Below are 21,954 nucleotides of genomic sequence, written 5' to 3' on the forward strand. Positions count from 1 at the left end.
CACTCCCGGGGGTCAGGGCTGAAGGTGACTCAGGCGCTCTTCGCCACCGTCCAGGGCGGTAAGCACCCAAGGTCCATTATGTGTCACCGCGACGCTGTGTTCGAAGTGTGCCGAGGCCTTCCCGTCGATCGTCACGACCGTCCAGTCGTCGGCCAGCACGCGGGTGCGCTCGGTGCCCAGGTTCACCATGGGCTCGATGGCCAGGCACATGCCCTCCTCCAGCAGCGGGCCGCGGCCCGGCTTGCCGTGGTTGGCGATCCACGGGTCCATGTGCATCTCGGTGCCGATGCCGTGGCCGCCGTACTCCGGGGGGATGCCGAAGCGGCCCTGAGTCTTGACGTAGCGCTCGATCTCGTAGCCGATGTCGGACAGGTGGCGGCCGACCTTCAGCGCGGCGATGCCGCGCCACATCGCCTCCTCGGTGACCCGCATCAGCTCGGCCAGCTTCGGGTCGACCTCGCCGACCGGCACCGTGACGGCGGAGTCGCCGTGCCAGCCCTCCAGGATCGCGCCGCAGTCGATGGAGATGACGTCGCCCTCGCGCAGCTTGCGGGCGTCCGTGGGGATGCCGTGCACCACCTCGTCGTTGACGGACGCGCAGATCGTCGCGGGGAAGCCCTGGTAGCCCTTGAACGACGGGATCGCGCCTTCGTCCCTGATCGCCTTCTCGGCGATGGAGTCGAGGTCGAGCGGCGTCATGCCGGGCTCGACGGAGCGCTTCAGCAGATCGAGCGTGCGCCCGACCACCAGGCCGGCGGCCCGCATCTTCTCCAGCTGCTCGGGCGACTTGATCTGGATTCCGTGTCGGTTTCTCTTGAACATTGTTCGGCACCCCCCGGGGTTTCTGACGGGCCTCGTGGGAGCCCTAATTCCCCCACAATAGCCGCACACAAAAAAGCAAGGTGGCACGGAGATCCGTGCCACCTTCGCAGGAGATCGTGTCCGGCGTCATCCCAGGTACGGGCGGATCGCCTCCATGGCCCGCTGCGTCACCTCTTCGACCGGCCCGGTCGCGTCGACGCCCACGAGGATGCCCTCGTCGACGTAGTACGAGACCAGCGGCGCGGTCTGCTCCTGGTAGACCTCCAGGCGGTGCCTGACGGTCTCTTCCTTGTCGTCGTCCCGCTGGAACAGCGCGCCGCCGCAGGCGTCGCACTTGTCGTCCTTCTTGTCGTCGAACTCCACGTGCCAGATACGGCCGCACTGACTGCACGTGCGCCGCCCCGCCAGCCGCCGGACGACCTCGTCGTCGTCCACGACCAGCTCCAGCACCAGGTCGAGCTCCAGACCCCAGTCCTTGAGCATGTCGCGCAGGATCTCCGCCTGCGCGACGTTCCTCGGGAAGCCGTCGAGCAGGAACCCGTCCTGCGCGTCGTCCTCGGACAGTCGGTCGCGGACCATGGCGATGGTGACCTCGTCGGGCACGAGATCGCCACGGTCCATGTAGGTTTTGGCCAGCTTGCCGAGGTCCGTGCCGCCCGAGACGTTGGCACGGAAGATGTCACCTGTCGAGATCTTCGGGATGGACAGGTTCGATGCGATGTACTGGGCCTGTGTCCCCTTACCCGCTCCGGGGGGCCCGACGAGAACGAGACGCACTACCGCAGGAAACCTTCGTAGTTACGCTGCTGGAGCTGGCTCTCGATCTGCTTCACCGTGTCCAGGCCGACACCAACCATGATCAGAATGCTCGTCCCTCCGAACGGGAAGTTCTGGCTAGCCCCGGCCACCGCCAGCGCGACGATCGGGATCATGGAGATCAGACCCAGATAGAGCGCGCCGGGCGCGGTCAGACGGGTGAGCACGAAGTTCAGGTATTCAGCCGTCGGACGGCCGGGACGGATGCCCGGAATGAACCCACCGTACTTCTTCATGTTGTCGGCGACTTCAGCGGGGTTGAACGTAATCGACACGTAGAAGTACGTGAAGAAGACGATCAACACGAAGAACGTGATCATGTAGACCGGGTGGTCGCCCCTGACCAGGTACTGGGAGATCCACTGCACGACCGCGTTGTTCGAGGTCGGGAAGAGCGAGGTCAGCAGCTGCGGCAGGTAGAGCAGCGACGAGGCGAAGATGACCGGGATGATGCCGGCCTGGTTGACCTTGAGCGGGATGTACGTCGAGGTGCCGCCGTACATCCTGCGGCCCACCATGCGCTTGGCGTACTGGACCGGGATGCGGCGCTGCGCCTGCTCGACGAAGACCACGGCCGCGATCATGAAGACACCGACGACCATGACGACCGCGAAGGTGAACTTGTTCGCCTGGAAGATGTTGGTCAGCTCGGACGGGAAGACCGCGACGACCTGGGTGAAGATCAGGATGGACATGCCGTTGCCGACGCCGCGGTCGGTGATGAGCTCACCGAGCCACATGATCACCGACGTGCCGGCCGTCATGATGATGACCATCGTGACGATGCCGAAGATGTTGTCGGGGTCGAGCAGGACGTCCTGCTGGCAGTTGGGGAACAGCTGACCGGACCGCGCGAGCGCGATGAAGGCGGTCGACTGGAGGATGCCGAGGCCGATGGTCAGATAACGCGTATACTGCGTGATCTTGGCCTGACCCGCCTGGCCTTCCTTCTTGAGAGCCTCAAGACGTGGAATCACCACGACGAGCAGCTGAAGAATGATGCTCGCGGTGATATACGGCATAATGCCCAGCGCGAACACCGACAGCTTCAGGAGCGCACCACCACTGAACAGCTGCACCATCCCATAGATGTTGCCGGTGGCTCCGTTACGGGCCTGATCGAAACAGGCCGCGAGGTTCTGGACGTGAACTCCCGGAGTCGGAAGAACCGAGCCGAGACGGAACAGCGCGATGATGCCCAGGGTGAAGAGCAACTTCTTGCGCAGGTCCGGTGTCCGGAACGCCCGGGTAAACGCGGTCAGCACGGTCCCTCCTGCGCGCCTTTATGGCGATGTGAGTATGCGGTGGTGCGGGGATCTGCCATGTCAAGTCTCAAGTCAAACGAGCCGGACAGAATCCTGCCGTCTCGCCGAACTCTAACGCACTAAGGGCGTGGGGGCCCATTGTCGGAACCCCCACGCCTCGTCATAGCGGAGCTACAGCTCGGTAACGGAACCACCGGCGGCGGCGATCTTCTCCTTCGCGGCGGACGAGAAGGCGTGAGCCGTAACGTTCACAGCGACGGAGATCTCGCCGGTGCCGAGCACCTTCACGAGCTGGTTCTTGCGAACGGCGCCCTTGGCCACCAGGGCCTCGACGGTGACGTCGCCACCCTCGGGGAACAGCTCGCCGAGCCTGTCCAGGTTGACGACCTGGTAGGTCGTCTTGAACAGGGCGTTGGAGAAGCCCTTGAGCTTCGGCAGACGCCTCTGCAGCGGCACCTGGCCACCCTCGAAGCCGAGGGGAACCGTGGTACGGGCGTGGCTGCCCTTGGTGCCGCGACCGGCAGTCTTGCCCTTGGACGCCTCGCCGCGACCCTTGCGGATCTTCGACTTGTTGGCACCCGGAGCAGGACGCAGGTCGTGAATCTTGAGCGGAGCCTTGTCAGTCATGACTAGTCGACCTCTTCCACCTCGACGAGGTGCGTCACCACGGACACCATCCCGCGAATCTCGGGACGGTCCTCCTTGACGACGACATCGCCGATTCGCTTCAGGCCAAGCGAACGCAGCGAGTCACGCTGGTTCTGCTTGCCACCGATCTTCGAGCGAACCTGAGTGATCTTCAGGCGTGCCATGACTAGCTCACCGCCTTCGCGGCCGCGGCCTCGGCGATGCCCTCGCGCTGAGCCTTGAGCATGCGAGCCGGAGCCACGTCCTCGATCGGCAGGCCACGGCGGGCGGCGATCTCCTCGGGGCGGGAAAGGCCCTTCAGAGCCGCCACGGTGGCGTGCACGATGTTGATCGGGTTGTCCGAGCCGAGCGACTTGGACAGCACGTCATGGATGCCGGCGCACTCCAGGACCGCGCGCACCGGGCCACCGGCGATGACGCCGGTACCGGCCGACGCCGGACGCAGGAAGACGACACCGGCCGCCTCCTCGCCCTGCACGGTGTGCGGGATGGTGCCCTGGATGCGGGGCACCTTGAAGAAGTGCTTCTTGGCCTCTTCGACGCCCTTGGCGATGGCCGCGGGGACTTCCTTGGCCTTGCCGTAACCGACGCCGACCAGGCCGTTGCCGTCACCGACGACGACGAGGGCGGTGAAGCTGAAGCGACGACCACCCTTCACGACCTTGGCCACTCGGTTGATCTTCACTACGCGCTCGATGTACGAGACGCCCTTGTCGGCGGCGCCACCGCGGCGATCGTCACGACGGTCCCGCCGCTCGCCACCGGTGCCGCCACCGCGACGCGGAGCTGCAGCCATCAGTGGTTCCTCTTCTCAGTTGCCATCAGAATTCCAGCCCGCCTTCGCGGGCGCTGTCCGCCAGAGCCGCGATGCGACCGGCGTAGCGGTTGCCACCGCGGTCGAAGACGACCTTGGTGATCCCGGCTTCCTTGGCCCGCTGAGCGAGGAGCTCGCCGACCTTCTTGGCCTTCTCCGTCTTGTCGGCCTCAAGGGTGCGCAGCGAGGCGTCCATGGTGGAGGCGCTCACCAGCGTGTGACCGACGGAGTCGTCCACGATCTGGACGAACATGTGACGGGTCGAACGGTTGACGACCAGGCGCGGACGCTCGGCCGTACCGACGACGAACTTGCGGACGCGGCGGTGACGGCGAGCCCGCGAGACGGTGCGGGCAGCCGTGTGCTTGCTGAACGCAGTCTTCGGAGCCATGCCTACTTACCAGCCTTTCCGACCTTGCGGCGGATCTGTTCGCCCTGGTAACGCACGCCCTTGCCCTTGTACGGGTCAGGCTTGCGCAACTTGCGGATGTTGGCCGCGACCTCGCCGACCTTCTGCTTGTCGATGCCGTCCACGTGGAACAGGGTCGGCTTCTCGACGCGGAAGGAGACACCCTCGGGGGCGTCGACGATGACCGGGTGGCTGAAGCCCAGCGAGAACTCCAGCTGCGTCGGGCCCTTGGCCTGGACGCGGTAACCGACGCCGACGATCTCCAGGGACTTCGTGTACCCCTGGGTGACGCCCTGCACCATGTTGGCGATCAGCGTCCGGGACAGGCCGTGCAGCGCACGGACCTTGTTCTCGTCGTTGGGCCGGGAGACGGCGATGGCGCCGTCGTCGTCACGACCGACCGTAATCGGGTCCGCGACCGTGTGAGAAAGCGTGCCCTTCGGGCCCTTGACCTGGACATCCTGGCCGGTGATCGTGATGTCTACGCCACTGGGCACAGGGATGGGCAGCCGTCCGATTCTCGACATGCTGTGTTCCTCCCCTCTACCAGACGTAGGCGAGGACTTCGCCGCCCACGCCACGCTTGCCGGCCTGCTTGTCAGTCATGAGACCGGCGGACGTCGAGATGATCGCGACGCCCAGCCCGCCCAGAACTCGAGGCAGGTTGTCCTTCTTCGCATAAACCCGCAGACCGGGCTTGGAAACCCGGCGCAGGCCCGCGAGCGAACGCTCACGGGTAGGCCCGAACTTGAGCTCCACCACGAGGTTCTTTCCGACCTTGGCGTCTTCGACGGCCCAGGACTGGATGTAACCCTCCTGCTGGAGGATCTCGGCGATGTGCGCCTTGATCTTCGAATACGGCATCGACACGCTCTCGTGGTACGCCGAGTTCGCATTGCGCAGACGCGTCAGCATGTCTGCGATGGGGTCGGTCATCGTCATGGCCAGTGGCCTTCCTCGCCGCGGTTTCCAGTCGGCCAAGCAGCGCTCTGCCGGTGGACCTTCGGCGCGGTCATGGACGCGAAGCGTCCTGTCTTCTTCTGAACATGGACTCCGGGGGACGACGCGGAGCCGCCCCCCAGAGTATCTACCAGCTCGACTTGGTGATGCCGGGCAGCTCGCCCCGGTGCGCCATCTCGCGGAAGCACACGCGGCACAGACCGAACTTGCGGTACACCGCGCGCGGACGACCGCAACGCGAGCACCGGGTGTAGGCCCGGACCTCGAACTTCTGCTTGCGCCCCGCCTTGGCGATCAGCGACTTCTTCGCCATTGGATCAGGCCTCCTTGAACGGGAAGCCGAGGAGCTTCAGCAGCGCCCGGCCCTGGTCGTCGTTCGTCGCGGTGGTCACGACCGTGATGTCCATGCCCCGCGGGCGGTCGACCTTGTCCTGGTCGACCTCGTGGAACATGACCTGCTCGGTCAGACCGAACGTGTAGTTGCCGTTGCCGTCGAACTGCTTCGGCGACAGGCCGCGGAAGTCCCGGATACGGGGCAGCGCCAGCGCCAGCAGGCGGTCGAGGAACTCCCACATGCGGTCGCCGCGCAGCGTGACGTGCGCGCCGATCGGCATGCCCTCACGCAGCTTGAACTGCGCGATGGACTTGCGCGCCCGGACGACGGCCGGCTTCTGGCCGGTGATCGCGGTGAGGTCGCGTACGGCGCCTTCGATGAGCTTGGAGTCGCGAGCCGCCTCACCGACACCCATGTTGACCTTGATCTTGGTCAGGGCCGGGATCTGCATGACGTTCTCGATGCCGAACTGCTCGCGAAGCTGGGCCGCGATCTCCTCGCGGTACTTCGTCTTGAGTCGCGGCGTCGGGCGCTCGGTCTCAGTGGTCGTGGCGGTCATCAGCTGTCCTCACCCGTCTCCTCGGCCTTGTCGGCCTTCTTGTCGGCGGGCTTCTCGTCCTTGAGCTTCTTCACGTTGGACACGTGGATGGGGCCCTCCATCGTCTGCACGCCGCCGGTCTTGGCGCCACGCGGACCCTGGAGAGACTCCTTGGTGTGCTTCTTGATCATGTTGACGCCCTCGATCACCACGCGGTCCTCGCGCGGGTACGTGGCGATGACGTGACCCTTGGCACCCTTGTCCTTGCCGGCGATGACCTGAACCAGGTCACCCTTCTTCACATGCAGCTTCGGCATTACAGCACCTCCGGGGCGAGCGAGATGATGCGCATGAACTTCTTGTCGCGCAGCTCGCGGCCGACCGGGCCGAAGATACGAGTGCCACGAGGGTCACCGCTGTCCTTGATGATGACGGCGGCGTTCTCGTCGAAGCGGATGTAGGAGCCGTCGGGCCGGCGGCGCTCCTTGACCGTGCGGACGACGACGGCCTTGACCACGTCGCCCTTCTTGACGCCCGTGCTGCCCGGCAGCGCGTCCTTGACAGTGGCGACGATGATGTCGCCGATACCGGCGTAGCGTCGGCCCGAGCCACCGAGAACACGGATGCAAAGGATCTCCTTCGCACCAGTGTTGTCGGCGACCTTGAGCCGCGACTCCTGCTGGATCACTTGAACTCCTGTTAGTCGCGCCGGTTCTCATCTCTGAGCCTGGCGGAACCTGTCGTTGTCTTGTTCCCACGGCCACAGTCCACGAGGGGGCCGCACCGCAGGCGACGCGAGGCCCGGAGGACCTCGCGTCCTTGGACGCCGTCATGGGGGCCCTGAGGCCCCCACGAGGCGCGGTATATCCGAGAAGAGCCTTACTTGGCCTTCTCGAGGATCTCCACGACCCTCCACCGCTTGGTGGCGGAGAGGGGGCGGGTCTCCATGAGCAGCACGCGGTCGCCGACGCCGCAGGCGTTGGCCTCGTCGTGTGCCTTGTACTTGGTCGTACGGCGGATGACCTTGCCGTACAGACGGTGCTTGACGCGGTCCTCGACGGCGACGACGACGGTCTTGTCCATCTTGTCGCTGACGACCAGGCCCTCACGGACCTTGCGGAAGTTCCGCGCGTCGTTCGCCTCGGTGGTTCCGGTGGTCTCGGTCTCAGCCATCGCTCGTCTCCTTCTCGACCGTGACGATGCCGAGCTCACGCTCGCGCATCACGGTGTAGATACGGGCGATCTCGCGGCGGACGGCGCGCAGCCGCCCGTGGCTCTCCAACTGACCGGTCGCTGCCTGGAAGCGGAGGTTGAACAGCTCCTCCTTGGCTTCCTTGAGCTTCTGGACCAGGGTGTCCTGGTCCTCCACTCGCAGCTCGCCGGCGGTCAGGCCCTTAGCCATCACGCCTCACCCACTTCACGCTTAACGATCTTGCACTTCATCGGCAGCTTGTGGATCGCCCTGGTGAGCGCCTCACGCGCGACCGACTCCGCCACGCCGGACAGCTCGAACATCACGCGTCCGGGCTTGACGTTGGCGATCCACCACTCCGGCGAACCCTTACCGGAACCCATGCGGGTCTCGGCCGGCTTCTTGGTGAGCGGACGGTCGGGGTAGATGTTGATCCACACCTTGCCGCCACGGCGGATGTGACGGGTCATGGCGATACGAGCGGACTCGATCTGGCGGTTGGTCACGTAGGAGTGCTCAACAGCCTGAATGCCGAACTCGCCGAACACGACCCTGGTGCCGCCCTTGGCGGCTCCGCTGCGGTCAGGCCGGTGCTGCTTGCGGTGCTTGACCCTGCGCGGGATCAGCATGGTCAGCTCCCTTCAGCACCCGGCTGCGCAGCCGGGCCGGTCTCAGGGGCAGCCTGCGAAGCTGCCTCGGTACGGGGGGCGCGGTCGCCACGGCCGCCGCCACGACGCGGACGGTCACCGCCGCCACGACGCGGACGGTCGCCGCCGCCACCACGACGGTCGTCACGCTCGCGACGCTGGCCGGCACGAGCGCCGGCGGCAGCCGCCTCACGCTCGGCGCGGCTGGTCGGAGCCTCGCCCTTGTAGATCCAGACCTTCACGCCGATGCGGCCGAAGGTGGTACGGGCCTCGTAGAAGCCGTAGTCGATGTCCGCGCGGAGGGTGTGCAGCGGCACGCGACCCTCACGGTAGAACTCCGACCGCGACATCTCGGCGCCGCCCAGACGACCGGCGCACTGGACACGGATGCCCTTGGCGCCGGACTTCATGGCCGACTGCATCGCCTTGCGCATGGCGCGGCGGAACGAGACACGGCTGGACAGCTGCTCGGCGACGCCCTGAGCGACGAGCTGGGCGTCGATCTCCGGGTTCTTGACCTCGAGGATGTTGAGCTGGACCTGCTTCTTGGTCAGCTTCTCGAGGTCACCGCGGATGCGGTCCGCCTCGGCGCCGCGGCGGCCGATCACGATGCCCGGACGCGCGGTGTGGATGTCCACCTGCACACGGTCCGTGGTGCGCTCGATCTCGACCTTGGAGATGCCGGCCCGCTCCATGCCCTTCTGCAGCATGCGACGGATCGCCACGTCCTCGGCGACGTACGACTTGTACAGCTTGTCGGCGTACCACCGGCTCTTGAAGTCGGTCGTGATGCCGAGGCGGAACCCGTGCGGGTTAACCTTCTGGCCCACTATCGGGTCCTTCCCTTCGGCTCGCGGGATTCCACGATCACGGTGATGTGGCTCGTCCGCTTGTTGATCCGATAGGCGCGACCCTGTGCACGCGGGCGGAACCGCTTCAGCGTCGGGCCCTCGTCGACCCAGGCGCGGCTCACGACGAGCGTGCTGGGGTCGAGGTTGAAGTTGTGCTCGGCGTTCGCCATGGCGCTGCTGAGCACCTTGTAGATCGGCTCGCTCGCCGACTGGGGAGCGAACTGCAGCACGGCCTGCGCCTCCGAAGCGGGCAGCCCGCGAATAAGGTCCACCACGCGGCGGGCCTTGAGGGGCGTGACACGGACGAACCGCGCCTGAGCCCTGGCTTCCATCGCTTACTCCTCTAAATGCTTCTGAAGGCGTCTATCGCCGGCTGCGCCGGTCTTCCTTGACGTGGCTGCGGAACGTCCGCGTGGGGGCGAACTCTCCGAGCTTGTGGCCGATCATCGACTCGGTGACGAACACCGGGACGTGCTTGCGGCCGTCGTGCACGGCGATCGTGTGCCCGAGCATGTCGGGAACGATCATGGAGCGCCGCGACCACGTCTTGATGACGTTCTTGGTGCCCTTCTCGTTCTGGGCGTCCACCTTCTTCTGAAGGTGGTCGTCCACGAAGGGACCCTTCTTAAGGCTACGTGGCATTTCGGCTGCTCCTACCGCTTCTTCCTCTTGCTCCGACGACGGATGATCAGCCGGTCGCTGGACTTGTTGGCCTGGCGGGTGCGGCCCTCGGGCTTGCCCTTGGGGTTCACCGGGTGGCGACCGCCGGACGTCTTGCCCTCACCACCACCGTGCGGGTGGTCAACGGGGTTCATGGCGACACCACGGACGGTCGGGCGCTTGCCCTTCCACCGCATACGGCCGGCCTTGCCCCAGTTGATGTTGGCCTGCTCGGCGTTGCCGACCTGGCCGACCGACGCCCGGCAGCGCACGTCGACCATGCGCATTTCACCGGACGGCATACGCAGGGTGGCGTACTGGCCTTCCTTGGCGAGCAGCTGGATCTGGGCGCCCGCGGAACGACCGAGCTTCGCGCCGCCGCCCGGACGGAGCTCCACCGCGTGGATGAAGGTACCGGTCGGGATGTTGCGCAGCGGCAGGCAGTTGCCCGGCTTGATGTCGGCAGCGGGGCCGTTCTCGATTCGGTCGCCCTGCTTGAGGCCGGTCGGCGCGATGATGTAGCGCTTCTCACCGTCGGCGTAGTGGAGCAGAGCGATGTTGGCGGTGCGGTTGGGGTCGTACTCGATGTGAGCGACCTTCGCCGGGATGCCGTCCTTGTCATGCCTACGGAAGTCGATGATCCGGTAGGCGCGCTTGTGTCCGCCGCCCTGGTGGCGCGCGGTCACCCGGCCGTGTACGTTCCGGCCGCCCTTGCTGTGAAGGGGCGCAAGCAGCGACTTCTCGGGAGTGCTGCGGGTGATCTCGGAGAAGTCCGAGACACTCGACCCGCGGCGACCCGGAGTCGTCGGCTTGTACTTACGGATGCCCATCTTTTTCGTTCATCCTTCGTCGGTTACATGGGCGAGCCCGCCGCACCGAAATGCGACGGTCTCGTCCCTCGCAGACCTTTCGGCCCGCTTCCTATCTATGGCGCTGCTAGCCGATCTGACCGAAGATGTCGATCCGATCGCCCTCGACCAGGCTCACGATCGCGCGCTTGGTGTCGGGACGCTTGCCGAAACCGGTGCGGGTGCGCTTGCGCTTGCCCGTCCGGTTGATGGTGTTCACGCTGGTGACCTTGACCCCGAAGATCTGCTCAACGGCGATCTTGACCTGGGTCTTGTTCGCGGTCTTCTTCACCAGGAACGTGTACTTGTTGTTCTCATCGATCAGGCCGTAGCTCTTCTCAGAGACGACCGGCTTGATGATGATGTCGCGCGGGTCGGCGATCTTCTCCATCAGGCGTCTTCCTTCCCGCCCTGGCTCAGCCGCGCGACGACCTGGTCGTACGCCTCCTGGGTGAAGACCACGTCGTCGTGCACGAGCACGTCGTAGGTGTTGAGCTGCCCGGCGTCCAGCAGGTGGACCTCGGGAGCGTTACGCAGGCTCATCCAGGTCAGCTCGTCGGCCTCGTCGACGACGACGAGCACGCGGGGAGCCTGAGTGATCTTGCGAAGGGCGTCCAGGGCGGCCTTGGTCTTGGGGGTCTCCCCCGTCACCAGCGTGCTGACCACGTGGACGCGACCGCCACCGGCCCTGTCGGACAGGGCGCCGCGGAGCGCGGCGGCCTTCATCTTCTTGGGCGTGCGCTGCGAGTAGTCACGCGGCACGGGCCCGTGGACGGTGCCACCGCCGGTGAACTGCGGCGCGCGGGTCGAGCCCTGACGGGCGCGGCCGGTGCCCTTCTGGCGGTACGGCTTCTTGCCGCCACCGCTGACCTCGCCACGGGTCTTGGCCTTGTGGGTGCCCTGCCGGCGAGCGGCGAGCTGGGCCACGACCACCTGGTGGATCAGCGGAACGTTGACCGTCGTGCCGAAGACGTCTTCGGGCAGTTCGACGGTGCCGGCCTTGGCGCCGCTGGCGTCGAGGACGTCAATAGTGGTGCTCACTTGGCAGCCCCCTTCTTGGCAGCGGTGCGGACGAGGACCAGGCTGCCGTTCGCGCCGGGGATCGCACCCTTGATCAGGATGAGACCGTTCTCGGCGTCGACGGAGTGAACCTTGAGGCTCTGCACAGTGGTGCGGACGTTACCCATCCGACCGGCCATGCGCAGGCCCTTGAATACGCGGCCCGGGGTGGCGCAGCCACCGATGGAACCCGGCGAGCGGTGCTTGCGCTGCGTACCGTGCGACGCGCCCAGACCACCGAAGCCGTGCCGCTTCATGACACCGGCGAAGCCCTTGCCCTTGCTCTTGCCCGTCACGTCGACGAACTGGCCGGCCTCGAAGGTGTCGGCCAGCAGCTCCTGGCCCAGGGTGTAGTCGCTCGCGTCGTCGGTGCGGATCTCCGCGAAGTAACGGCGCGGGGTGATGTCGTGCTTACGCAGGTAGTCGCCGAGCGGCTTGTTGACCTTCCGGGGGTCGACCTGCCCGAAGCCGAGCTGAACGGCGGAGTAGCCGTCCTTGTCTGCGGTACGGACCCGGGTCACCACGCACGGACCGGCCTCGACCACGGTCACCGGAACCATCCGGTTGTCCGCGTCGAAGACCTGGGTCATGCCGAGCTTCTTGCCCAGGACGCCCTTGATCGTCTTAGCCATGTCAGTGCGTTCCCTCAGAGCTTGATCGAAATGTCGACACCCGCGGGGAGGTCGAGCCGCATGAGCGAGTCAACCGTCTTGGGGGTCGGGTCGATGATGTCAATCAGCCGCTTGTGCGTGCGCATCTCGAAGTGCTCGCGGCTGTCCTTGTACTTGTGCGGCGAGCGGATGACGCAGTACACGTTCTTCTCGGTCGGCAGCGGCACCGGGCCCGCGACCTTCGCGCCAGTCCGCGTCACCGTCTCGACGATCTTCTTGGCCGAGCTGTCGATGACCTCGTGGTCATAGGCCTTAAGCCGGATGCGGATCTTCTGTCCCGCCATAGTGGCCTCGGTGTCCTTCGCTGTCGTCTGAAAAAGTATCGTGCGGCCTTGTGCCGCTGTGTTGCTGCAGGTCTGACCCTGCGTGACCCCACGAGACAGACACTGTTGATCTGTCTTTTCTTCCGTGATCCGGCAGTTACTTCGGTCACTATGGCCGAAGCGACTGCTGGATCACGGCGCTTTACGCGAGGCCCCTGACGCGGTACGGCGGTCGGCCCTGAATGTGGGGCCGACCGCCGCCCCGACGGTCGAGCTACTTGATGATCTTCACGACCCGGCCGGCGCCGACGGTGCGGCCACCCTCACGGATCGCGAACTTGAGGCCTTCCTCCATGGCGATGGGCTGGATCAGCTCAACGCGCATTTCGGTGTTGTCGCCCGGCATGACCATCTCGGTGCCCTCGGGGAGGTTCACCACACCGGTCACGTCAGTCGTACGGAAGTAGAACTGCGGGCGGTAGTTGTTGAAGAACGGCGTGTGGCGGCCGCCCTCGTCCTTGGACAGGATGTAGACCTGGCCGGTGAACTCGGTGTGCGGGGTCGTCGTGCCCGGCTTGATGATGCACTGGCCGCGCTCGACGTCGTCGCGCTTGATGCCGCGGAGCAGCAGGGCGGCGTTGTCGCCGGCGTGACCCTCGTCGAGCATCTTGTTGAACATCTCGATGCTGGTGACGGTGGTCGTCGTCTTCTCCGGCTTGATGCCGATGATGTCGACCTGCTCGTTGACCTTGACGATGCCGCGCTCGATACGACCGGTGACGACGGTGCCGCGACCGGTGATCGAGAAGACGTCCTCGACGGGCATGAGGAACGGCTTCTCCGTGTCACGGGGAGGCTCGGGGACGTTCTCGTCCACCGCGTTCATCAGCTCGATGATGCTGTCGGCCCACTTCTCGTCACCCTCGAGAGCCTTGAGGGCGGAGACGCGGACGACGGGCAGGTCGTCGCCGGGGAACTCCTGCGCGGACAGGAGCTCACGGACCTCCAGCTCGACGAGCTCGAGGATCTCCTCGTCGTCGACCATGTCGGCCTTGTTCAGCGCCACGACGATGTAGGGGACGCCGACCTGGCGGGCCAGGAGGACGTGCTCCTTCGTCTGCGGCATCGGGCCGTCGGTGGCGGCGACCACGAGGATCGCGCCGTCCATCTGAGCGGCACCGGTGATCATGTTCTTCACGTAGTCGGCGTGACCGGGGCAGTCAACGTGAGCGTAGTGACGCTTCTCGGTCTGGTACTCGACGTGCGCGATGGAGATCGTAATACCGCGAGCCTTCTCCTCGGGCGCCTTGTCGATCTTGTCGAACGGGGTCGCCTTGTTGAGCTCGGGGAAACGGTCGTGAAGCACCTTGGTGATCGCCGCGGTCAGCGTGGTCTTGCCGTGGTCGATGTGTCCAATGGTGCCGATGTTCATGTGCGGCTTAGTCCGCTCGAACTTGGCCTTGCCCACTGGTTCTCTCCTTGAGAATCTGACTGACTTGTCTACACACTCGGGCCCGGGAAATCCCAGACCCCTAGGCGGCGGGGTGGCTCACACCACCCCGCCAGGGACCGGGAAGTTATTCGCCCCGGGCCTTCGCGACGATCTCCTTGGCGATGCCCGGAGGCACCTCCGCGTAGGAGTCGAACTGCATGCTGTAGCTCGCGCGCCCCTGCGTCTTGCTACGCAGGTCACCCACGTAGCCGAACATCTCAGACAGCGGCACGAGCGCCTGGACGACACGGGCGCCGGCCCGCTCGTCCATCGCCTGGATCTGCCCGCGGCGACCGTTGAGGTCACCGATGACGTCACCCATGTAGTCCTCGGGCGTGGTGACCTCGACGGCCATCATCGGCTCGAGAAGAACGGCGTCCGCCTTGCGCGCGGCCTCCTTGAAGGCCATCGAGCCGGCGATCTTGAACGCCATTTCCGAGGAGTCGACGTCGTGGGCGGCACCGTCGGTCAGCGTAACCTTCACGCCCACCATCGGGTAACCGGCCAGCACGCCGAACTCGGCGGCCTCCTGGGCGCCGGCGTCGACCGAGGGGATGTACTCCCTCGGGACGCGGCCACCGGAGACCTTGTTCTGGAACTCGTAACCGTCGTTGCCCTCGCCCAGCGGCTCCAGGTCGATGATCACCCGCGCGAACTGACCGGAACCACCGGTCTGCTTCTTGTGGGTGTAGTCGACCTTCTCCACCTTGCGGCGGATGGTCTCGCGGTAGGCCACCTGCGGGCGGCCCACGTTGGCCTCGACCTTGAACTCGCGACGCATACGGTCGACGAGGATCTCCAGGTGAAGCTCGCCCATGCCCCAGATGACCGTCTGACCGGTCTCCTCGTCACGACGGACCTGGAAGGACGGGTCCTCCTCGGCCAGCCGCTGGATGGCGGTGGACAGCTTCTCCTGGTCGCCCTTGGTCTTGGGCTCGATGGCGACGTTGATGACCGGAGCCGGGAACGTCATCGACTCGAGCACGACCGGGTTGGCCGGGTCGGCAAGGGTGTCGCCGGTCGTGGTGTCCTTAAGACCCATGACGGCGACGATCTGACCGGCGATCGCCTGCGGGCGCTCTTCGCGCTTGTTGGCGTGCATCTGGTAGATCTTGCCGATCCGCTCCTTCTTGCCCTTCACCGAGTTCACGACCTGTGAACCGGTGTCGAGGGTGCCGGAGTAGATGCGGATGTAGGTGAGCTTGCCCAGGTGCGGGTCGCTGGCGATCTTGAAGGCCAGCGCGGAGAACGGCTCGGCCGGGTCCGCGTGACGCTCGATCACCTTCTCCTCGTTGCCGACCGCGTAACCCTTGAACGCCGGGATGTCGGTCGGGGCGGGGAGGTAGGCGACGATCGCGTCGAGCAGGGGCTGAACGCCCTTGTTCTTGAACGCGGTGCCGCACAGCACCGGGTTGATGGCGCTGCTCAGCGTGGCGCGGCGGATGGCCGCGACCAGCTGCTCCTCGGTGGGCTCGGTGCCCTCCAGGAAGAGCTCCATCAGCTCGTCGTCGTTCTCGGCGACCGTCTCGATGAGGCGGTCACGCCACTCGCGGGCGGCGTCGGCGTGGTCGGCCGGGATGTCGACGGTGTCGTACATCTCGCCCTTGGCCGCGTCGGCGCTCCAGATGAGCCCCTTCATCTTGATGAGGTCGATGACGCCCTTGAAGTCGGCCTCGACACCCCACGGAAGCTGGATCACAGCGGGGGTCGCGCCCAGGCGGCTGACCATCATCTCGACGCAGCGGTGGAACTCCGCGCCGACACGGTCCATCTTGTTCACGAAGCAGATGCGCGGGACCTCGTACCGGTCAGCCTGCCGCCACACCGTCTCCGACTGCGGCTCGACACCGGCGACACCGTCGAACACGGCGACGGCACCGTCGAGGACGCGGAGCGAGCGCTCCACTTCGATGGTGAAGTCGACGTGACCCGGAGTGTCGATGATGTTGATGGTGTGACCGATCCACTCACAGGTCGTCGCGGCAGACGTGATCGTGATGCCGCGCTCCTGCTCCTGCTCCATCCAGTCCATGGTGGCAGCGCCCTCATGGACTTCACCGATCTTGTAGTTGATGCCGGTGTAGAACAGGATGCGCTCGGTCGTGGTGGTCTTGCCCGCGTCGATGTGGGCCATGATCCCGATGTTGCGGACCTTGGCCAGGTCAAGAGCGGTCGTAGCGGCCACTTTAACTCGCGTCCTCGTCGTCTCGTCGAACCCGCCGGGTTACCAGCGGTAGTGGGCGAAGGCCTTGTTGGACTCGGCCATCTTGTGGGTGTCCTCGCGCTTCTTGACACTCGCCCCGAGGCCGTTGCTGGCGTCGAGGAGCTCGTTCATGAGGCGCTCGGTCATGGTCTTCTCGCGGCGGGCGCGGGAGTACTGCACCAGCCAGCGCAGGGCCAGGGTGGTGCTGCGCGCGGCGCGCACCTCGACCGGCACCTGGTAGGTCGCGCCACCGACACGACGGCTGCGGACCTCGAGGGTGGGCTTGACGTTGTCAAGCGCGCGCTTGAGGGTGACGACCGGGTCGTTGCCCGTCTTCTCCCTGCAGCCTTCGAGGGCGCCGTAGACGATCGACTGCGCGATGGAGCGCTTGCCGTCAAGGAGCACCTTGTTGATCAGGGCGGTCACCAGCGGCGAGCTGTAAACCGGGTCAGACATGAGCTGACGACGGCCAGGAGAACCCTTACGAGGCATTGTTAGCTCTTCTCCTTCTTCGCGCCGTAGCGGCTGCGGGCCTGCTTGCGGTTGCGGACACCCTGGGTGTCGAGCGAACCGCGGATGATCTTGTAGCGAACACCAGGCAGGTCCTTCACACGACCGCCACGCACGAGCACGATGGAGTGCTCCTGCAGGTTGTGGCCCACACCGGGGATGTAAGCCGTGACCTCGATGCCGTTCGTGAGCCGAACGCGGGCCACCTTGCGCAGTGCCGAGTTGGGCTTCTTCGGGGTCGTGGTGTAAACGCGCTGGCACACACCGCGCCGCTGCGGACTCCCCTTGAGGGCAGGAGTCTTGGTCTTGGAGACCTTGTCCTGCCGGCCCTTGCGGACCAACTGCTGAATAGTGGGCACTGCCACTCCGTTTCGTGCCTTGGCCGGTGTTACGTCATTGGGTCTTGCATTTCGCAGGTTCTGCCGGTGTCATGACCTGCTGGTTTTCCTCGTCTCGGTGCCCCCGCGGTCGGGCGTGTCGCGCTATTCACACAGACACAGCCACGGAGACTTGCGAGCCTGAGAGTCCAGCCGACGCTCTCCCTATGGATATGAGCGCACAGCCGAAAGCCCGCTAGAGACGGGCACGATGCTCAAGACTACCCAGGCCCAGCCGACACGTCAAAACGGCACGGCAACGCCTGTCGGCCTCGCCGCTCCGTGCCACCGGGGCCTGTCTCATCCAGCCCATCCGAAGCGCCGCGGCAATGATACCGGGCCTGGGGACCGACGTGTGCCGATTCGCCGGGGAGCCCCCCCCCAACCGGCCCACAGACCGCCAGGCCGGCGGACCGTCTCCCCCGGGGCCCGCCCCACCCTCACAGGGCGTCTGGGAGCGTCTACGGCAGCGCGTACGGCCGGAACAGCGCCGCGCCCGGGCCTCTTCGGAGAGAGACCCGGGCGCGGCGCCTGCGAACTGCTAGCGGTTGTACTGACCGAAGTCGTACTCCTCCAGCGGGACGGCCTCGCCGCTGCCCGTGCCGAAGGTGTAGTCGGCCGCGGAACCGTCGTAACCGCCGACGGTGTACATGGCGGCCTTGGCCTCCTCGGTCGGCTCGACCCGGATGTTGCGGTACTGGGGCATGCCCGTACCGGCCGGGATGAGCTTACCGATGATGACGTTCTCCTTCAGGCCCAGGAGCGAGTCGGACTTGGCGTGGATCGCCGCGTCCGTCAGAACCCTGGTCGTCTCCTGGAAGGAGGCCGCCGACAGCCACGACTCGGTGGCCAGCGACGCCTTCGTGATGCCCATGAGCACCGGACGGCCCGCGGCCGGCGAGCCGCTCTCGGCCACCGTCTCACGGTTCATCTGCTCGAAGCGCGGACGCTCCACCAGCTCACCGGGCAGCAGGTCGGTGTCACCGGACTCCAGCACGTTCACGCGCTTGAGCATCTGCCGCACGATGATCTCGATGTGCTTGTCGTGGATCGACACACCCTGCGACCGGTAGACCTGCTGGACCTCGGCCACCAGGTGCAGCTGCACGGCCCGCGGGCCGAGGATGCGCAGCACCTCGTTGGGGTTGACCGCACCGGCGATCAGCTGCTGGCCGACCGTCACGCGCTGGCCGTCCTGGACGAGCAGGCGCGAACGCATCGAGACCGGGTAGGCGATCTCCTCCGACCCGTCGTCGGGGGTGATGACGATCTTCCTGGTCTTGTCGGTCTCGTCGATCCGGGCCCGGCCCTCGGCCTCGGAGATCGGGGCGACACCCTTGGGGATGCGCGCCTCGAACAGCTCCGTGACACGGGGCAGACCGTGGGTGATGTCGGCGCCGGCCACACCACCGGTGTGGAACGTACGCATCGTCAGCTGCGTGCCGGGCTCACCGATCGACTGGGCGGCGATGATGCCGACCGCCTCGCCGACGTCCACGAGCTTGCCGGTGGCCAGCGAGCGGCCGTAGCAGGTCGCGCAGACACCGATCTTGGCCTCGCAGACGAGCGCGCTGCGGGTGCGGACGGTCTCGACGCCGGCCTCGACCAGCTTCGTCACGTGGATGTCGTTGATGTCGACACCCGCCGGGACGATGACCTTGCCGTCGACCTCGACGTCCTCGGCCATGATGCGGCCGTGCACGTTGGACTCGGCGTTCTCCGCCTTGACCAGGTTGCCCGACGCGTCACGCTCGCCGACGTGCAGCGGGACCGCGCGGTCGGTGCCACAGTCGATCTCACGCACGATGACGTCCTGGGCGACGTCCACCAGACGACGGGTCAGGTAACCCGAGTCGGCGGTCCGCAGGGCGGTGTCGGCCAGACCCTTTCGCTGACCGTGGGTGGAGATGAAGTACTCCAGCACCGACAGGCCCTCGCGGAAGGAGGCCTTGATCGGCCGCGGGATCGTCTCACCCTTGGTGTTGGACACCAGGCCACGGATGCCGGCGATCTGCCGGACCTGCATCTTGTTACCACGGGCGCCCGAGTTGACCATCATCCAGACCGGGTTGGTCGCCGGGAAGGCGTTGACCATGTCGGTCTCGACGTCGGCCGTGGCGTGGGTCCAGATCTCGATGAGCTCCTGACGGCGCTCCTCGTCGGTGATCAGACCACGCTCGTACTCGCGCTGGACCTTGTCGGCCCGGCGCTCGTAGTTCTCCATGATGTCGGTCTTGTTCGGCGGCGCGACGACGTCCTCGATCGAGATCGTGACGCCGGAGCGGGTCGCCCAGCGGAAGCCCGCGTCCTTGAGCGCGTCGAGCGAGTTGGCGACCTCGACCTTGGGGTAGGTGTCGGCCAGCTCGTTCACGATCGTGGACAGCTGCTTCTTGCCCACCTGGAAGTTGACGAACGGGTAGCTCTCGGGGAGCGTCTGGTTGAACAGGCACCGCCCGAACGTCGTCTCCAGCCGGATCGGGTCACCCTGCTCCCAGCCCTCCGGAGCGACCCAGTCGCGCGGCGGCAGGACGTCCTTGACCCGGATCTGGATCTTCGCCTGGATCTCCAGCTCGCGGCGGTCGAAGGCCATCTGCGCCTCGGCGATCGAGCCGAACACGCGGCCCTCGCCGGTCGCGCCTTCCTTCTGGGTGGTCAGCCAGTAGAGGCCGATGACCATGTCCTGGGTGGGCATCGTCACGGGCTTGCCGTCGGCCGGCTTGAGGATGTTGTTGGTCGAGAGCATCAGGATGCGCGCCTCGGCCTGGGCCTCAGCCGACAGCGGCAGGTGCACGGCCATCTGGTCGCCGTCGAAGTCCGCGTTGAAGGCGGTGCAGACGAGCGGGTGGATCTGGATGGCCTTGCCCTCGACCAGCTGCGGCTCGAACGCCTGGATGCCCAGACGGTGGAGCGTCGGAGCGCGGTTGAGCAGCACCGGGTGCTCGGTGATGACCTCTTCGAGCACGTCCCACACGACGGGGCGGGCGCGCTCGACCATCCGCTTGGCCGACTTGATGTTCTGCGCGTGGTTGAGGTCCACGAGCCGCTTCATCACGAACGGCTTGAACAGCTCCAGCGCCATCTGCTTGGGCAGACCGCACTGGTGCAGCTTGAGCTGCGGGCCGACGACGATGACCGAACGGCCGGAGTAGTCGACTCGCTTGCCCAGCAGGTTCTGGCGGAAACGACCCTGCTTGCCCTTCAGCATGTCGCTGAGGGACTTCAGCGGCCGGTTGCCGGGGCCGGTCACCGGGCGACCGCGACGGCCGTTGTCGAACAGCGCGTCGACGGCCTCCTGGAGCATCCGCTTCTCGTTGTTCACGATGATCTCGGGGGCGCCGAGGTCGAGCAGACGCTTGAGGCGGTTGTTCCGGTTGATGACCCGGCGGTACAGGTCGTTGAGGTCGGAGGTCGCGAACCGGCCACCGTCGAGCTGCACCATCGGGCGCAGGTCCGGCGGGATGACCGGGATGCAGTCGAGCACCATGCCGCGCGGCGAGTTGGTGGTGTTCAGGAACGCCGACACGACCTTGAGCCGCTTGAGGGCGCGGGCCTTCTTCTGGCCCTTGCCGCTGCGGATGGTCTCGCGCAGGTTCTCGGCCTCGGCGTCGAGGTCGAAGCTGATCAGGCGGTCCTGGATCGCCTGCGCGCCCATGCCGCCCTTGAAGTAGCGGCCGAAGCGGTCGCGCATCTCGCGGTAGAGCAGCTCGTCGCCCTCAAGGTCCTGGACCTTGAGGTTCTTGAAGCGGCTCCAGACCTCGTCGAGCCGGTCCAGCTCGCGCTGGGCACGGTCGCGGAGCTGGCGCATCTCGCGCTCGGCGCCCTCGCGGACCTTGCGCCGCTGGTCGCCCTTGGCGCCGGCGGCCTCCAGCTCGGCCAGGTCGGACTCGAGCTTCTTCTGCCTGGACTCGACGTCGGCGTCACGGCGCTGCTCGATGTGCTGCCGCTCGACGGAGATCTTCGCCTCCAGCGAGGGCAGGTCACGCTCACGCATGTCGGTGTCGACGTGCGTGATCATGTAGGCCGCGAAGTAGATGACCTTCTCCAGGTCCTTCGGGGCCAGGTCGAGCAGGTAGCCGAGGCGCGACGGCACGCCCTTGAAGTACCAGATGTGCGTGACGGGCGCGGCCAGCTCGATGTGGCCCATCCGCTCACGACGCACCTTGGCCCGGGTCACCTCGACGCCGCAGCGCTCACAGATGATGCCCTTGAACCGGACGCGCTTGTACTTGCCGCAGTAGCACTCCCAGTCGCGGGTCGGACCGAAGATCTTCTCGCAGAAGAGTCCGTCCTTTTCCGGCTTGAGAGTCCGGTAGTTGATGGTCTCGGGCTTCTTGACCTCGCCGTGCGACCACTGACGGATGTCGTCGGCGGTCGCAAGACCGATCCTGAGCTCGTCGAAGAAGTTGACGTCTAGCATTGTGTGCGATCTCCCCCTCAGACTTCTTCCACGCTGCTCGGCTCACGCCGGGACAGATCGATACCGAGTTCCTCCGCCGCGCGGAAGACGTCCTCGTCGGTGTCGCGCATCTCGATGGACATGCCGTCGCTGGACAGCACCTCGACGTTGAGGCACAG

29 protein-coding genes are annotated in these 21,954 nt (G+C 66.1%); all 29 read right to left on the reverse strand.

Annotated features, from left to right (window positions below; all coding sequences use genetic code 11):
- Positions 1-12 precede the first annotated feature (12 nt).
- The 29 genes from map to ACFYUV_RS16290 all read right to left on the reverse strand — a co-directional run bounded on the left by map (position 13) and on the right by ACFYUV_RS16290 (position 21,796).
- A complete protein-coding gene (gene map, locus ACFYUV_RS16150) occupies positions 13-822 on the reverse strand; it encodes a type I methionyl aminopeptidase (protein WP_387669259.1) in 810 nt (269 codons plus the stop codon).
- Positions 823-948: 126 nt separating this feature from the next.
- Positions 949-1,599 carry an adenylate kinase gene (locus tag ACFYUV_RS16155; protein ID WP_352327494.1) on the reverse strand — a complete coding sequence of 217 codons (651 nt, stop codon included), beginning with the start codon at positions 1,597-1,599 and terminating at the stop codon, positions 949-951.
- Positions 1,599-2,903 carry a preprotein translocase subunit SecY gene (secY, locus tag ACFYUV_RS16160; RefSeq protein WP_387669260.1) on the reverse strand — a complete coding sequence of 435 codons (1,305 nt, stop codon included), beginning with the start codon at positions 2,901-2,903 and terminating at the stop codon, positions 1,599-1,601. The genes ACFYUV_RS16155 and secY overlap by 1 nt, the downstream gene beginning before the upstream one ends.
- A gap of 171 nt (positions 2,904-3,074) precedes the next feature.
- Entirely contained in the window at positions 3,075-3,530 is a 456-nt protein-coding gene (rplO, locus tag ACFYUV_RS16165; protein ID WP_352327492.1) for a 50S ribosomal protein L15, read from the reverse strand.
- 2 nt (positions 3,531-3,532) lie between these two features.
- Positions 3,533-3,715, reverse strand: coding sequence for a 50S ribosomal protein L30 (gene rpmD, locus ACFYUV_RS16170; protein ID WP_080043226.1), 183 nt, complete (start codon positions 3,713-3,715; stop codon positions 3,533-3,535).
- Between the two features lie 2 nt (positions 3,716-3,717).
- Entirely contained in the window at positions 3,718-4,347 is a 630-nt protein-coding gene (gene rpsE / locus ACFYUV_RS16175; protein ID WP_049572667.1) for a 30S ribosomal protein S5, read from the reverse strand.
- A gap of 25 nt (positions 4,348-4,372) precedes the next feature.
- Entirely contained in the window at positions 4,373-4,756 is a 384-nt protein-coding gene (gene rplR / locus ACFYUV_RS16180) for a 50S ribosomal protein L18 (protein WP_125644663.1), read from the reverse strand.
- Positions 4,757-4,758: 2 nt separating this feature from the next.
- Positions 4,759-5,301 carry a 50S ribosomal protein L6 gene (rplF, locus tag ACFYUV_RS16185; RefSeq protein ID WP_352327491.1) on the reverse strand — a complete coding sequence of 181 codons (543 nt, stop codon included), beginning with the start codon at positions 5,299-5,301 and terminating at the stop codon, positions 4,759-4,761.
- Between the two features lie 16 nt (positions 5,302-5,317).
- Complete coding sequence (rpsH, locus tag ACFYUV_RS16190; protein ID WP_125644666.1) at positions 5,318-5,716, reverse strand: 30S ribosomal protein S8; 399 nt, start codon at positions 5,714-5,716, stop codon at positions 5,318-5,320.
- 145 nt (positions 5,717-5,861) lie between these two features.
- Positions 5,862-6,047 (reverse strand): type Z 30S ribosomal protein S14, encoded by a 186-nt coding sequence (locus ACFYUV_RS16195; protein ID WP_020542298.1) that lies wholly within the window; start codon positions 6,045-6,047, stop codon positions 5,862-5,864.
- Positions 6,048-6,051: 4 nt separating this feature from the next.
- Entirely contained in the window at positions 6,052-6,627 is a 576-nt protein-coding gene (rplE, locus tag ACFYUV_RS16200) for a 50S ribosomal protein L5 (protein WP_352327490.1), read from the reverse strand.
- Positions 6,627-6,914, reverse strand: a complete 288-nt coding sequence (rplX, locus tag ACFYUV_RS16205; RefSeq protein ID WP_352327499.1) for a 50S ribosomal protein L24 — start codon at positions 6,912-6,914, stop codon at positions 6,627-6,629. The genes rplE and rplX overlap by 1 nt, the downstream gene beginning before the upstream one ends.
- 8 nt (positions 6,915-6,922) lie before the next feature.
- Positions 6,923-7,294 carry a 50S ribosomal protein L14 gene (gene rplN, locus ACFYUV_RS16210; protein WP_090769698.1) on the reverse strand — a complete coding sequence of 124 codons (372 nt, stop codon included), beginning with the start codon at positions 7,292-7,294 and terminating at the stop codon, positions 6,923-6,925.
- 191 nt (positions 7,295-7,485) lie between these two features.
- Entirely contained in the window at positions 7,486-7,779 is a 294-nt protein-coding gene (gene rpsQ, locus ACFYUV_RS16215; RefSeq protein WP_357982781.1) for a 30S ribosomal protein S17, read from the reverse strand.
- Positions 7,772-8,008: a 50S ribosomal protein L29 gene (rpmC, locus tag ACFYUV_RS16220; RefSeq protein ID WP_080047279.1), complete on the reverse strand. Its 237-nt coding sequence runs from the start codon at positions 8,006-8,008 to the stop codon at positions 7,772-7,774. Before rpmC ends, rpsQ begins: the two co-directional genes overlap by 8 nt.
- Positions 8,008-8,427 carry a 50S ribosomal protein L16 gene (gene rplP / locus ACFYUV_RS16225; protein WP_125644673.1) on the reverse strand — a complete coding sequence of 140 codons (420 nt, stop codon included), beginning with the start codon at positions 8,425-8,427 and terminating at the stop codon, positions 8,008-8,010. The genes rpmC and rplP overlap by 1 nt, the downstream gene beginning before the upstream one ends.
- 2 nt (positions 8,428-8,429) lie before the next feature.
- Positions 8,430-9,275, reverse strand: coding sequence for a 30S ribosomal protein S3 (gene rpsC / locus ACFYUV_RS16230; protein WP_352362898.1), 846 nt, complete (start codon positions 9,273-9,275; stop codon positions 8,430-8,432).
- Positions 9,275-9,628 carry a 50S ribosomal protein L22 gene (gene rplV, locus ACFYUV_RS16235; RefSeq protein WP_080043235.1) on the reverse strand — a complete coding sequence of 118 codons (354 nt, stop codon included), beginning with the start codon at positions 9,626-9,628 and terminating at the stop codon, positions 9,275-9,277. The genes rpsC and rplV overlap by 1 nt, the downstream gene beginning before the upstream one ends.
- A 31-nt stretch (positions 9,629-9,659) precedes the next feature.
- Positions 9,660-9,938, reverse strand: coding sequence for a 30S ribosomal protein S19 (gene rpsS / locus ACFYUV_RS16240; protein WP_030451498.1), 279 nt, complete (start codon positions 9,936-9,938; stop codon positions 9,660-9,662).
- A gap of 11 nt (positions 9,939-9,949) precedes the next feature.
- The gene (rplB, locus tag ACFYUV_RS16245) at positions 9,950-10,786 is read right to left on the reverse strand and encodes a 50S ribosomal protein L2 (RefSeq protein ID WP_125644676.1); all 837 of its coding nucleotides are present in this window, start codon (positions 10,784-10,786) and stop codon (positions 9,950-9,952) included.
- A gap of 106 nt (positions 10,787-10,892) precedes the next feature.
- Complete coding sequence (gene rplW, locus ACFYUV_RS16250) at positions 10,893-11,195, reverse strand: 50S ribosomal protein L23 (RefSeq protein WP_352327250.1); 303 nt, start codon at positions 11,193-11,195, stop codon at positions 10,893-10,895.
- Positions 11,195-11,845, reverse strand: coding sequence for a 50S ribosomal protein L4 (gene rplD / locus ACFYUV_RS16255; RefSeq protein WP_352362901.1), 651 nt, complete (start codon positions 11,843-11,845; stop codon positions 11,195-11,197). Before rplD ends, rplW begins: the two co-directional genes overlap by 1 nt.
- A complete protein-coding gene (gene rplC, locus ACFYUV_RS16260) occupies positions 11,842-12,495 on the reverse strand; it encodes a 50S ribosomal protein L3 (protein WP_358282128.1) in 654 nt (217 codons plus the stop codon). Before rplC ends, rplD begins: the two co-directional genes overlap by 4 nt.
- Before the next feature lie 14 nt (positions 12,496-12,509).
- On the reverse strand, positions 12,510-12,818 hold the full coding sequence (gene rpsJ / locus ACFYUV_RS16265) for a 30S ribosomal protein S10 (RefSeq protein ID WP_012887830.1): 309 nt from the start codon (positions 12,816-12,818) through the stop codon (positions 12,510-12,512).
- Between the two features lie 253 nt (positions 12,819-13,071).
- Positions 13,072-14,265 carry an elongation factor Tu gene (gene tuf / locus ACFYUV_RS16270; protein WP_352327252.1) on the reverse strand — a complete coding sequence of 398 codons (1,194 nt, stop codon included), beginning with the start codon at positions 14,263-14,265 and terminating at the stop codon, positions 13,072-13,074.
- A 109-nt stretch (positions 14,266-14,374) separates the two neighbouring features.
- Positions 14,375-16,423 (reverse strand): elongation factor G, encoded by a 2,049-nt coding sequence (gene fusA, locus ACFYUV_RS16275; RefSeq protein ID WP_387669283.1) that lies wholly within the window; start codon positions 16,421-16,423, stop codon positions 14,375-14,377.
- A 90-nt stretch (positions 16,424-16,513) separates the two neighbouring features.
- Positions 16,514-16,984 (reverse strand): 30S ribosomal protein S7, encoded by a 471-nt coding sequence (gene rpsG / locus ACFYUV_RS16280; protein ID WP_043623423.1) that lies wholly within the window; start codon positions 16,982-16,984, stop codon positions 16,514-16,516.
- A gap of 2 nt (positions 16,985-16,986) precedes the next feature.
- Positions 16,987-17,361 (reverse strand): 30S ribosomal protein S12, encoded by a 375-nt coding sequence (gene rpsL / locus ACFYUV_RS16285; RefSeq protein ID WP_020542315.1) that lies wholly within the window; start codon positions 17,359-17,361, stop codon positions 16,987-16,989.
- Between the two features lie 559 nt (positions 17,362-17,920).
- On the reverse strand, positions 17,921-21,796 hold the full coding sequence (locus ACFYUV_RS16290; RefSeq protein ID WP_357982792.1) for a DNA-directed RNA polymerase subunit beta': 3,876 nt from the start codon (positions 21,794-21,796) through the stop codon (positions 17,921-17,923).
- Positions 21,797-21,954: the final 158 nt, after the last annotated feature.

The sequence above is a fragment of the Nonomuraea sp. NPDC003560 genome (assembly GCF_042878785.1).
Taxonomy (GTDB): Bacteria; Actinomycetota; Actinomycetes; order Streptosporangiales; family Streptosporangiaceae; genus Nonomuraea.